Source organism: Bacillus sp. LL01 (genome assembly GCF_001037965.1).
The window spans coordinates 1-11,693 of record NZ_LFEL01000029.1 but is presented as its reverse complement, the minus strand read 5'-3'; the positions used below and the strand labels follow the sequence as shown (position 1 = coordinate 11,693).

Here is an 11,693-nt window from a genome sequence, read left to right as displayed (position 1 = left end):
AAAACGGTGCGAACGATTGCGAAGGAGTTTGGCGTATCCAAAAGTACCGTTCATAAAGACCTAACCGAACGCTTGCCAGAAATCAACCCAGAGCTCGCAAATGAAGTGAAAGAAATTCTTGAATATCACAAATCCATTCGTCATCTTCGTGGCGGCGAAGCGACGAAAGTGAAATACAAGAAGACCCAAGATGAGCCTGCTCAACAAATTGTAAAAAGTCGTCAATAATTTTCATTAAAAACATCCCTGTCTGAACAATCTGTGATAAAATTTACAATTAGGTATATCGTAATCAGTAGATACGATCATGTTCGGTTAACAGGGAGGAAAAAGAATCATGTTTGGTAGAGATATTGGAATTGATCTAGGTACTGCAAACGTCCTAGTCTATGTAAAAGGTAGCGGCATTGTTTTAGACGAACCATCCGTTGTAGCATTGGACACACAATCAAAAAGAGTTCTAGCTGTCGGAGAAGAAGCGTTTCGCATGGTTGGACGTACACCAGGAAATATTGTTGCCATGCGCCCTATGAAGGACGGCGTCATCGCAAACTTTGAAATGACTGAATCGATGCTGAAGCATTTTCTTGGCAAGATTAATGTCAAAAGCATGTTCTCAAAGCCACGTATTCTAATTTGTTGCCCAACTAATATCACCTCTGTAGAACAAAAGGCGATTCGTGAGGCAGCAGAAAAGAGTGGCGGTAAGAATGTGTATTTGGAAGAGGAACCGAAAGTTGCTGCAATTGGAGCTGGAATGGATATCTTCCAACCGAGCGGTAACATGGTAGTCGACATAGGCGGTGGAACAACAGATGTTGCTGTTCTTTCAATGGGTGATATCGTCACCGCCTCTTCCATCAAAGTAGCAGGTGACAGGTTCGATTCTGACATCTTAACTTACATCAAAAAGAGGTATAAACTTCTTATCGGAGAACGCACAGCTGAGAACATTAAGATGCAAGTCGCAACAGTATTTCCAGGTGCGCGCGATGAAGAAATGGACATCCGCGGGCGCGATATGGTAAGTGGACTTCCAAAGACAATTACGGTACACTCAAAGGAAATAGAAGAAGCATTGCTTGAATCGGTTTCCTATATTGTACAAGCTGCTAAGCAAGTACTTGAGCAAACGCCACCAGAATTATCAGCGGACATCATTGACCGCGGAGTAATTCTAACAGGTGGAGGAGCGCTTCTGCATGGTATAGATCAACTTCTAGCAGAAGAATTGAAACTGCCAGTACTTGTAGCAGAAGACCCGATGCATTGTGTGGCAAAAGGAACAGGCATCATGCTTGAGAACCTTGACAAGATGTCTAGAAGAGTAAAAATTTAATTACATCTTTAATTAAACCGGTACATGTGGCATTGGCGTAATCGATGCCGCATGTTTTCGTGCTTATCATAATGGTTTTTAAAATGGAGGAAAAACACGATGCTTAGAGGATTGTACGGCGCAGCAGCAGGGATGATTGCCCAGCAACAGCGCCAAGAAATGCTGACCAATAACCTAGCCAATGCGAACACACCAGGATACAAAGCCGACCAAGCATCACTACGTGCGTTTCCTAATATGCTCATTCGTGCAATGGACACAGAGACTCATAAAGGCGCATCTGCCCCAACGATCGGAGAACTGACAACGGGTGTCTACTTACAAGAGCGTATGCCAAACTTCCGCCAAGGAGACATTAATGAAACAGGCAATTCCACGGATATTGCTCTGCTTCAAGGTGTGATGCCTGAGGGGGAATTAGGACGCCCAGGTGCTTTATTTTATACAATTCAAGCTGGAAATGAAGGCGAAGTTCGTTACAGTCGGAACGGGAATTTTACCATTGATGGCGCTGGTTTTCTTACGACGACCGAAGGCCATTATCTACTTGGTACGAATGGACAACCCCTCGAAGTCGGTGAGGAGAACTTTACAATTGATGAAAATGGTCTCCTAACTGCATCTAATGGAGATGCGGTCGGTCAAATGAATATCGCTTATGCAGAGGACCCGATGCTACTTGTCAAAGAAGGTAATGGTTTGCTGCGCTTTACAGAAGAAGGGGAACTTCCTACTGCCATCGGAAATGCTGACATTAGCTTTCAGCTCCAACAAGGGTTTGTTGAACGATCAAATGTTGATGCATCGCAAACAATGACGGAGATGATGAATGCCTACCGCTCATTTGAAGCCAACCAACGCATTCTTCAAGCCTACGACCAAAGCTTAGAAAAAGCAGTCAATGAAGTTGGAAGGATCGGCTAATGGATAAGCAGAAAGTGAGGCAGGTACAATGAATCTAGCGATGATTTCGTCTTCTGTGACAATGGGTCAATTACAACGTAAAATGGATACAGTATCACATAATATTGCAAACAGTAACACGAACGGTTTCAAACGTCGTGAATCCACCTTCTCGGATCTTTTATTCCAGCAGGTTAATAATCAAACGGATACACGCTATGAAACAGGTCGACTCACACCAAACGGCATACGTGTGGGTGCGGGAGCAAAGATTGCTCAAACCGCGCTTAGACTAGAGCAAGGTTCGATTCAAAATACGGATCGTCAATTAGACTTTGCGATCACCGAGCCTCATCACTTTTTTGAAGTGGAGTCGATTGAAGGTGGACAAGCTGTTACCCAGCTGACTCGGGACGGGGCCTTTTATTTAAATGAAGATCCTACTAACCCGAATCGACTGACAATTGTAAATGGAAATGGTGAGTTTTTATTAGACGGAGCAGGGAATCGTTTCTCACTCCCAATGAACTTCACCGATATTAACCTTTCACCAACCGGACAAATTCAAGTAACATTAAATGATAATGAAACGACCGAAAATATTGGCCAAGTACAACTCATTCACGTCTTAAAGCCACATCTACTTGAAGCACACGGTGATACAAGCTTTCGAATTCCTGACCTAGCTGCATTAGGATTAGTTGAGGCAGACGTCACCCAGCAAGTTCCAGGTGGTGAGGGGAAGCTAATGCAAAATGCGCTTGAAGCTTCGAATGTGAATATCGGACACGAAATGAACGAGTTGTTAAACATGCAACGCCACTATCAATTCAATGCACGGGCCGTCTCGATGGCTGACGAAATGAACGGACTCATCAACGGAATTCGACGCTAATGTGCAAATGAGGAGAAGACGATGACTGAACAAGAAAGACAATCGACGACAACTGAACAAGAAACCACTCCTACTGAAATGGAACAGGAAACCCCTGTTGTAGTGGAAGAGGAGGAGGTGCCGAAAAAGAGACGCTTTGGCCTACGCAAAAAAGGCCCGAAAAAAGAACGAATTCGTCTCATTCCAATCTGGCTCCGTCTTATTATCGTAACCGTTCTTGTCGGCGGCTGTCTCCTTCTTGGAATCATCATCGGCTACGGTGTCATCGGAGACGGCGACCCATCTGATGCCCTAAAACCGGAAACCTGGTACCATATCATTGATCTCATGCAAGGAAACCAATAAACCACCCGTAGAGGTGGTTTTTTTGTTGGGGAAGTGGGCTGGGTACGTGTGGAGTTTGGGTATCGCACATAAGTAACCTCGCTCCCCTCTCAACAAAATTTGTAATTTTTTTATCTAAAAAGAAGGATTCGCCCGAATAAGATCGAATAATAAGAATATTGAAAGACAATCGAGTGTTTCCTCGCAACACCCCGCAACTACAAAACAATAGTAGGAGGTCTTATCATGGTTTTAAAGCCCCGCAACACCCCCCTCACTCTGCACAGGCTTGAAGCGTTAATGAAACGCTTGTCCCCACATCATCCGAAACACGCCCTTATTGAAGATGAATATGCGAAACATGCAGCAGGTTACCGAGGTGAGCAACAGCTTGATTATTTCCTTGCTCCATTTATCCGAAAAGATATTCACATTTTGCATGATATCCGCCTTGAACTCGATAATCGTTACTTTCAAATGGACACCCTCATCCTTACTCCGCAGTTCCTTCTCATCCTAGAAGTGAAAAATTTAGTTGGGTCGCTTACTTTTGATCATCAATTTCAACAACTTCTGAGAAAAGTTGATGAGAAAGAGGACGTATTTCCAGATCCGCTCATACAGGTAAAACGCCAAGAAAGTTTTCTGAGTGAATGGCTCACTCGTCATAATATCCCTTCCATCCCCATTACAACTCTTATTGTGATTGCCAATCCTAAAACGAAAATCCAAGCAAATGAACAGCATCAAGAAGCGATTAAAAAAATCACCCACGCTGCCAATGTCCCCAATAAACTTCTTCATTTACAACAGCACTATTCTCAACTTGCTTTATCAAATCAGTTATGCGAACAATTAGCTGATTTACTCCTCAAGAACAATCAACCTTATGATCAACCGATTCTCCCTTTGTATCAATTGAAGCAAGAAGATCTTATTACAGGTGTCTATTGCCCTTATTGTCAAGCTCGTCCTATGAACCGTCTCCATGGCCGCTGGGAATGCCCAGTCTGCAGTGCCATTTCCCATAATGCGCATAAAAGCGCCATCCGTGACTATGCTTTACTCATTGATCCAACCACTTCTAACTGTAAGCTTAGAACCTTCCTCCATCTCACCTCACGATTTACGACGAAACGACTCCTTCAAAGTGTTCGTGCTACACAAACTGGCACTAACAAAGGGTCCACCTATGATCTGAGCAACCTTATAATCGCTCATAAAACTTCCGTACGCTCATAAAAATTCACATTCGCACCTAAAAATAAAATCCCGAACATAAACACGCCGACATCGCACATAAATAAGATAACTCGCACCTAAACATCCCATACTCGCACATAACATCAAAAAAACGCTCATATCTAAACTCATCACCTTCCATATGCTATAATAAACACAACAAAATCGAACCACTGAAAGGAAGATTAACCATGAGCAAACTAACGATTGAACAAATTAAAGAAATCATCCCGCACCGCTACCCATTCCTATTAATTGACCGTATTGAGGAGATCACAGAAGGCGAGCGCGCAGTCGGAATTAAAAATGTCACGGCTAACGAAGAGTACTTTAACGGCCACTTCCCTGACTATCCTGTTATGCCAGGCGTACTGATTATTGAAGCCCTCGCTCAAGTTGGAGCCGTTGCTATGCTTAAAAAAGAAGAAAACCGTGGCAAGCTTGCCTTCTTCGCTGGAATTGATAACTGTCGTTTCAAACGTCAAGTCGTACCAGGTGACCAGCTTAAGCTTGAAGTTGAAATCACGCGTCTTAAAGGACCGATCGGAAAAGGACATGCTATTGCAACCGTAGACGGCGAAGTTGCAGTCGAAACTGACATTATGTTTGCCATCAAGAATTCATAATCCATTTTCGTAAAGGCCGTCCGAATAATTACATAACGCGCCACACAATCTTCATTCGGCCTCAAGTCGGCTTGCAACGATTCACATCAACTGCAAGCCGGCAAAAATAAAAATAAAGCCTCAAACCGCTGACGCATAAGCATTTAAAGTAGATTCGACATAATCCTTGTTTGTGATAAACTGTGTGACACCTTGTGAAGATGCCTAGATCTTACCAAAAAAACCTGCAATCTATAGACGTTGGTGCATAAGCTTGGTAAGATACACACAGACTAACAGCAGGGCATTATGAGTTCAGTACTCAAAAACCAATAAGTTAGTCATATAAATAATCAGGGGGTATTATCAATGAAAAAATTTATGATGACAACAGCAGCAGCTGTATTATCTTTAAGTGTATTAGCAGCATGTGGCGAGCCAGCAGATGATCAACAAGAGGATCCAGCAGTAGAAGATCCAGCAACTGAAGAGCCTGCAATGGATGAGCCAGCAGAAGATCCTGCTATGGAAGAAGAGCCAGCTCTAGACGAAGAGCCAGCTGATGAAGAATTGGATCTTGAAGAAGAAGAAGAAGAAGAAGCTACTAACTAATTCTAGTATGATTCTATGCAGAAACCCCGCTTAAGCGGGGTTTTTTTCTATGGTTTTTTTTCCTCCAAAATTTTGATTTTGTCGAAAAATAATCGGGTTTGACGAAAAAATTTAATAGGCAAATACAAAATCTAGGAGTATAATAATCTAGAAAATTAAATATGGAATTAGTGGAGGATGAAAGAATGAAGCGTCTATTATCAATGTTGGTGGCTGTTGCACTATTATTAACGGTTTTACCTGTTTCAACTTTTGCACTAGATGCAAATGACGCTAGCTTTAACAAGTTTTTACGAGGAATTGGATGGGACAAGCAAGACTATATCGACTACTTAGAGAGTAAAGATTGGTCCCTAGAAGATTTTGATGATGTTGAATGGTTAGGTACACCGCTATCTGAAAATTCAGTCACGAAGGTGTTACAGCAATATGATTTAACACGCGATGAATTGAACCAATTATTTATAGATCATGGTGATATAGAAGAAGGAGAAGATATTCTTGATAGTGAATGGATTATCTTTGAAGAAGAATTAGAGTCCTATGTAGAGTTTTACTTAAATGACGACTGGGGTACTCCTATCACAGAGGAGAACCTTCAAGAGTTATTGAATGAGTATGGATTCGCTAATAAAGAAGAACTAGAGAGCTTCCTTAATGAATACGGGGAGTCAATCGAGGATTTTGAATACATTGAAGATCTAGATTGGACTATTTATTGGTATCTATACGAATATGATGATTTTGATTTGTACGATGATCTAGAAGGTCTTTTCTCAGAAATTGGTCTAACGAGTGACGAGCTAAAGAGATTGATTGATCACTTTATGTCTCTAGACCTTGAAGACCCTGCTTTTCTTGATCGTCTAGTTGCTCTTAATGACCGTTTAATGGCCATTCCTGATTTTGAATCGGCATCAGAATTATCTGCTGAGGAGATTGCTGAGCTTCTATCAATCTTTGATGAAATGTTAGATCTTTTCCAACTAGATGTGAAGTATTATCTTGTGAAGGGTGATGAGAAGAAATCTATTTCGTTTGGGACATTAATGACAATGGACTCAACAAATGGATACGACCTTCTTATTGAACTTTACAATAAACAAGGGGAATTTTTAGCTGATATTTTGTTGACGGCTGACATGTTTGGATCAGATCTTATTAAGAACACAGGTGGCGACCTGAAGGAAGTTGAGAAGGCAATCGCGAAGCCTCAAGCTCAACCTAAAAAAGAAGTGGAAAAAGTAGCTACTGCTCCAGTTAAAACGGTTAAAGGTGGGAGACTTCCTGATACAGCCACTGATTACGCGAACAATATGTTATTTGGCTTAGGTGCATTACTTGCAGGTGTGATTTTGTTCCGTAGAAGAAAAGCTGTTATGAAATAAAGAAACCAAGCACTGGGGGCAAGTTCTGATGAAACGTTTGATTATTTTAATGCTTTCTGTGGTTTTAATTGTCTCCGGGCTATGGTTTACCACCACAAATGGGTACAAGTTTATAAAGGGGTACCTACTCTTTAAGACCTCGGAAAGCCAGCAAACCGTATTGGCCGAGCCTATTGAGCGAGACGAGGAGCCAGAAGCTGAGACACCAGAGGTCGAAACAAAAGAGTCTGTGGCTCCTGATGATCTCTATCCGGTAAGGCCGACAAAAGGTGAACATATCGGTGAGCTTTTGATTCCGAGTTTAGAGGCGGAGTTGCCAATCTATCACGGGACTCATGAGGATGAATTGGAAAAAGGAGTGGGACACTTTGAAGGAAGTGTTCTACCCGGTGAAAATGATAATTCAGTTCTCTCTGGGCACCGCGATACGGTATTTCGAAAATTGGGTGAGGTAGAAAAGGGTGAACTTCTTGTCGTTCGCACGAGTGCGGGAGAATTCACTTATAAAGTAAGAAGAATGCGCATCGTTGATAAAGAAGATCGCACAGTGATCGTGCCAAAGCCAAAAGCAACCTTAACGATTTCTACGTGCTATCCATTTGACTTTATCGGAGCAGCGCCAGATCGCTATATTATTATGGCAGACCTTGTCTCTGCTGATTATGCAAATTAATACTAAAAAACCCTATCTTCCACGTGGAAATAGGGTCTTTTTTAGCTCGTTTTTAAGGTCTGGTACGTAAAGATAAGCTTATCTAACTCCTCGCTGCACTTTAAAACTTCTTTTGAGTTCATCCCGAATCGAAGGGCCGAGTGATGTAGCTCTTCACGCTTAGACTCGATCACTAAAAGCAAGTTCTCTTTATTCATAGTTTTCACCCATTATGGTTGATTTTTTGGCTGTTTTCTAAAAGAATATAAGTGTACTTATTACTAGTTATTTCCTATTCTACTGGATTTTCCAAACGGTTGCCACTGTTTTTACTTCATATTTTAAAATTTGTTTTTTTAGACAAGACAAAAGGTGATGACTGTTTAGTCATCACCTTGTTGAGCTTCTGATGTGAGAGGTAATTCGAGATGTTCTCTCAATTCGTTCGTAACTTGTTGGCGATCTTCCTCAGAAACAATGACGTAATAAATCCCGTCAATTCGTTCATTTTCACCTGTCACAGCCATTTGCTCGACATTATGTCGTGCCCCTCGGTAGTTCGATTGAATTTTCCACATTTCCGTTAGTGTCAAGTCCGTGCGAACAGAACTTCCAACTGTATCAAGAATCTCACCAGCTCTGGAGATAGAGGAAATGTCAGCTGCCTCTAAAATAACCGCTTCGACCACCTCACGCTGACGATCATTTCGCCCAAAGTCTCCTCTGGAATCTTCCTTTCGCATACGTGAGTAAGCTAAGGCTTCTTCACCGCTAAGAACCTGCTCGCCTTCAGAAAAGGTGTATCCGCTCTGGCTAAAAGCAAAGTCATTATCGACTGTGACACCACCAACCGCATCAACAATTCCAATAAAGCCTTCCATATTAATGCTGACATAATGGTCGATCGGAATATCAAGAAAATGCTCAACTGTATCAATCGCCATTTTTACCCCGCCCCATGCGTAGGCATGATTTATCTTTTCCGTTGTCCCACGTCCGATTATTTCTGTACGGGTATCACGAGGAATGCTCAGCATTTTAATTGATTCTTTCTCAGGGTTCACGGTTAGGACGATCATCGTATCCGAGCGTCCTTCAATTTCATCTCCAGTTGAGTCAACCCCTGCTAGTAAAAAGGACATTGGCTCACTTTGCTCGACATCGACTTTTTCTTCACGTTTTTCCGACTTCTCTTCCTCACGCTCAATGGGCTCATAAATATTTTGGGCTGTTTCATTAACAGAGGCCCACAAATAAATTCCAAATCCCGTAATCGAGAGAAGAACGACCACTGCAATCGCTATGAATACTCGTTTCATCACGCATCCTGCTTTCTATAAGTTGTTGCCACTCATTATATAGGAAAAAGCATGGGATGGAAACGAGAAGTGGACGGCATGTAGGGACGACGTAGATAATTTCCAGTATTTTGCTGCATTTACTTAAATAAATGGGGGAGTTGCTAGAATTATTTCTAAGTTTGCAACAATAAAAGAAGGAAATCACAAAAAAACATAGAAAATACTTAAATCCATCCAAAAAAGACCGTTAGACAGCAGCCTCAACGGTCTAAAAACAACTGACCATTTACTAAGCGATACAACACTTCTTCATCCGACCAAGCCCTAGCTACAGCACCAGCCTTCCCTCGTGCCTCACTAAGCGTGCCAGAGTAATACAGCTGACCCTCTTTTAATACGCCGATTTCATCACATAAAAAAATGACCTCGACGACATCATGCGTTGTATATATAATGGTTTTGCCTTCCTTCGCTAACTGTTTAATTAATTGATTGATCTCAAATTTCGATTGAAAGTCAATCCCAACAGTCGGTTCGTCCATGAGAAGGATGTCTGGGTCATGGAGGAGGGCGATGACGATGTTCAACTTTCGCTTCATTCCGCCAGATAACGTCTTTACTTTGTCATTTGCTCGATCACCAAGTCCGATCCTTTCTAAATGAGTAATTAGAGCTGATTTCGTGAGCTTTTTACTGGAAAAAGCACTCCAATAACGAACATTTTCAAATACCGTTAACTCCTCCCAAATCGATAGCTCTTGAGGCACATAGCCAATAAGCTCACGGATTGGTTTTGCTTGTTTTTTGACGTCATAATCGGCGATTGTCACGTTGCCAGCCGAGGCGTTAGTTACCGTAGCTAACACTTTGAGGAGGGTTGATTTTCCAGAGCCATTAGCGCCAAGAAGTCCGTATACTTGGCCTTTTTTAACGGATAAAGAAAGGCGATCAAGAGATTTCTTTTTGCCATACATTTTAGATACTTCATGCACCTCAATCATTTCAAGCCCTCCAATCGTTTAATGGATAAAATAAGCATTCCGCAAGCCACAACACCAGTCATAAAAAAGGTATAGAGTGAAGTTGAATCAGAATAAATCACCGCATGATGAGGAAGAAATGTTGAAGTCACGCGTAACCCTTCAGTTAGTTCATGAACGGGTATGAAACTTCCTCCTACAAGGCTTAGTCCAACGACAATCATCATCCCAAGAATATGATAGTTAACAAGATTTTTACTCCAAGCAGCGAGCAAAAAGGAGATCGCCATACTCACACATCCAAACAGCATCATACTAACGAATAAACTTACACTAGGCTCGACTTTATTTAAGTAGAGTAAAATAAAATAGATAGCCAAAGTCTGCAACATAAAAAAGCTAACATACACCATGAAATGTACAACTAAATATTTTCTGATTCCTGCAAAAGTTGTCCGAACACGAGGGAGGATCAACCCTTTTTCACGAATCACCCAATCTGTCACGAGTATACTGATTAATAGTGTGAAAAAGGTCCACATCCCAAGATACGGGTTCAACCAGTGTCCCATCGTATCACTCGTTTCTCCACCATTAGAAATGTCTCTATAATCAATCGTAAGCAACGGTTCAGGGTCCCACTGGCTTTCACTGAATTCAAAGGTTTCCTGCCACACAACATCTTCTCCGGCTTCCAGTGGTAGCTCTAATAAACTCGATAAAACCAGGACGCGATCAGCAGCATTCACACTACTCGTCAACCTCACAACCATGCTGGCGATGATCTCATTGACTATCCCAGTCGTTAAAGATTGAGGGGAGGTCCACACCTCAATCGTCTTTCGTCGGTCCCCTCGTTTTAACGCCACTTCAAAGTCCTCCTTAATCACATAAACAGAATCGACTTCATGCCTCAAAAGCATGTCGGAAGCTTCATCGCGAGAGGTCGTGACTACAGAGATCCGGTCTTGATTGGAAATATGGTCGACAACAGCCTGTGAAAATGGTTGGTCGTCTTCATCTACTATAGCAATCGGAATCGCGATCTCTTGTTGGCCTTTTTCAACTAATGTCCCAAATAATAACACCCCGCCAATCGGTACCAAAAAGAGTAATAGCAAGGTAGTCGGCTTGAAAAAAAGTTTAAACAGAACCATACGTAACAGCTTCATCAGACTATCTCGCTCCTTTTTGAACCAATATGCCGAATGCAACGAAAATCAAGGACCCCATAACGAAGATGCCTAATGTCGATAGTCCGGTCGTTGCCCCTTGAAGAAGATCAATAGTTGCTCCAAGGGTCCAGAGGTTAATTGTCCATTCACTTAAGTTTCGTAACCAATCAGGGAAATAAAGAGTAGGAACGAAATGTCCACCTAGTATCGCTCCTATCAATATGAACATCCAACTAATGATTTGCACACCTTGCTCTGATCGAATCCACAAAGAAAT

The 11,693-nt window shown here is 42.0% G+C and carries 14 protein-coding genes and 1 pseudogene; 10 read left to right on the top strand and 5 right to left on the bottom strand.

Features of this window, described 5'->3' with window-relative positions; translation table 11 throughout:
* From spoIIID to AB685_RS22305, 10 genes are all read left to right on the top strand, one after another.
* Positions 1-228, top strand: a 228-nt coding sequence (gene spoIIID, locus AB685_RS22350) for a sporulation transcriptional regulator SpoIIID (protein ID WP_047972785.1), incomplete at its 5' end; no start/stop codon positions are given.
* Between the two features lie 109 nt (positions 229-337).
* On the top strand, positions 338-1,339 hold the full coding sequence (locus AB685_RS22345; RefSeq protein WP_047972784.1) for a rod shape-determining protein: 1,002 nt from the start codon (positions 338-340) through the stop codon (positions 1,337-1,339).
* A 99-nt stretch (positions 1,340-1,438) separates the two neighbouring features.
* Positions 1,439-2,263, top strand: a complete 825-nt coding sequence (locus AB685_RS22340) for a flagellar hook-basal body protein (RefSeq protein ID WP_047972783.1) — start codon at positions 1,439-1,441, stop codon at positions 2,261-2,263.
* A gap of 28 nt (positions 2,264-2,291) precedes the next feature.
* Positions 2,292-3,137, top strand: coding sequence for a flagellar hook-basal body protein (locus tag AB685_RS22335; protein ID WP_047972782.1), 846 nt, complete (start codon positions 2,292-2,294; stop codon positions 3,135-3,137).
* Positions 3,138-3,158: 21 nt separating this feature from the next.
* Entirely contained in the window at positions 3,159-3,482 is a 324-nt protein-coding gene (locus AB685_RS22330) for a DNA-directed RNA polymerase subunit beta (RefSeq protein WP_047972781.1), read from the top strand.
* 225 nt (positions 3,483-3,707) lie between these two features.
* On the top strand, positions 3,708-4,703 hold the full coding sequence (locus tag AB685_RS22325; protein WP_047972780.1) for a nuclease-related domain-containing protein: 996 nt from the start codon (positions 3,708-3,710) through the stop codon (positions 4,701-4,703).
* Between the two features lie 191 nt (positions 4,704-4,894).
* On the top strand, positions 4,895-5,329 hold the full coding sequence (gene fabZ / locus AB685_RS22320) for a 3-hydroxyacyl-ACP dehydratase FabZ (RefSeq protein WP_047972779.1): 435 nt from the start codon (positions 4,895-4,897) through the stop codon (positions 5,327-5,329).
* Positions 5,330-5,677: 348 nt separating this feature from the next.
* Entirely contained in the window at positions 5,678-5,920 is a 243-nt protein-coding gene (locus tag AB685_RS22315; RefSeq protein WP_047972778.1) for a hypothetical protein, read from the top strand.
* 185 nt (positions 5,921-6,105) lie between these two features.
* Positions 6,106-7,308, top strand: a complete 1,203-nt coding sequence (locus AB685_RS22310) for a processed acidic surface protein (RefSeq protein WP_047972777.1) — start codon at positions 6,106-6,108, stop codon at positions 7,306-7,308.
* Between the two features lie 28 nt (positions 7,309-7,336).
* Positions 7,337-7,981, top strand: coding sequence for a class D sortase (locus AB685_RS22305; protein WP_047972776.1), 645 nt, complete (start codon positions 7,337-7,339; stop codon positions 7,979-7,981).
* A 41-nt stretch (positions 7,982-8,022) separates the two neighbouring features.
* Here AB685_RS22305 and AB685_RS30535 read toward each other — a convergent pair whose 3' ends face one another.
* From AB685_RS30535 to AB685_RS31430, 5 genes and pseudogenes are all read right to left on the bottom strand, one after another.
* A complete protein-coding gene (locus AB685_RS30535; protein WP_082153727.1) occupies positions 8,023-8,178 on the bottom strand; it encodes an aspartyl-phosphate phosphatase Spo0E family protein in 156 nt (51 codons plus the stop codon).
* 165 nt (positions 8,179-8,343) lie between these two features.
* The gene (locus AB685_RS22300) at positions 8,344-9,279 is read right to left on the bottom strand and encodes an LCP family protein (RefSeq protein ID WP_047972775.1); all 936 of its coding nucleotides are present in this window, start codon (positions 9,277-9,279) and stop codon (positions 8,344-8,346) included.
* A 242-nt stretch (positions 9,280-9,521) separates the two neighbouring features.
* Positions 9,522-10,262: an ABC transporter ATP-binding protein gene (locus tag AB685_RS22295; protein WP_047972774.1), complete on the bottom strand. Its 741-nt coding sequence runs from the start codon at positions 10,260-10,262 to the stop codon at positions 9,522-9,524.
* Positions 10,259-11,413 (bottom strand): ABC transporter permease, encoded by a 1,155-nt coding sequence (locus AB685_RS22290; protein WP_047972773.1) that lies wholly within the window; start codon positions 11,411-11,413, stop codon positions 10,259-10,261. Before AB685_RS22290 ends, AB685_RS22295 begins: the two co-directional genes overlap by 4 nt.
* Before the next feature lie 4 nt (positions 11,414-11,417).
* Positions 11,418-11,693, bottom strand: a pseudogene (locus AB685_RS31430) (hypothetical protein); the annotation flags it as partial.

Excerpts from the sequence above, each read along its gene's own strand:
- AB685_RS22345 (WP_047972784.1), top strand. The coding sequence starts at position 338 with ATGTTTGGTAGAGATATTGGAATTGATCTAGGTACTGCAAACGTCCTA.
- AB685_RS22340 (WP_047972783.1), top strand. The coding sequence starts at position 1,439 with ATGCTTAGAGGATTGTACGGCGCAGCAGCAGGGATGATTGCCCAGCAA.
- AB685_RS22335 (WP_047972782.1), top strand. The coding sequence starts at position 2,292 with ATGAATCTAGCGATGATTTCGTCTTCTGTGACAATGGGTCAATTACAA.
- AB685_RS22330 (WP_047972781.1), top strand. The coding sequence starts at position 3,159 with ATGACTGAACAAGAAAGACAATCGACGACAACTGAACAAGAAACCACT.
- AB685_RS22325 (WP_047972780.1), top strand. The coding sequence starts at position 3,708 with ATGGTTTTAAAGCCCCGCAACACCCCCCTCACTCTGCACAGGCTTGAA.
- fabZ (WP_047972779.1), top strand. The coding sequence starts at position 4,895 with ATGAGCAAACTAACGATTGAACAAATTAAAGAAATCATCCCGCACCGC.
- AB685_RS22315 (WP_047972778.1), top strand. The coding sequence starts at position 5,678 with ATGAAAAAATTTATGATGACAACAGCAGCAGCTGTATTATCTTTAAGT.
- AB685_RS22310 (WP_047972777.1), top strand. The coding sequence starts at position 6,106 with ATGAAGCGTCTATTATCAATGTTGGTGGCTGTTGCACTATTATTAACG.
- AB685_RS22305 (WP_047972776.1), top strand. The coding sequence starts at position 7,337 with ATGAAACGTTTGATTATTTTAATGCTTTCTGTGGTTTTAATTGTCTCC.
- AB685_RS30535 (WP_082153727.1), bottom strand. The coding sequence starts at position 8,178 with ATGAATAAAGAGAACTTGCTTTTAGTGATCGAGTCTAAGCGTGAAGAG.
- AB685_RS22300 (WP_047972775.1), bottom strand. The coding sequence starts at position 9,279 with ATGAAACGAGTATTCATAGCGATTGCAGTGGTCGTTCTTCTCTCGATT.
- AB685_RS22295 (WP_047972774.1), bottom strand. The coding sequence starts at position 10,262 with ATGATTGAGGTGCATGAAGTATCTAAAATGTATGGCAAAAAGAAATCT.
- AB685_RS22290 (WP_047972773.1), bottom strand. The coding sequence starts at position 11,413 with ATGAAGCTGTTACGTATGGTTCTGTTTAAACTTTTTTTCAAGCCGACT.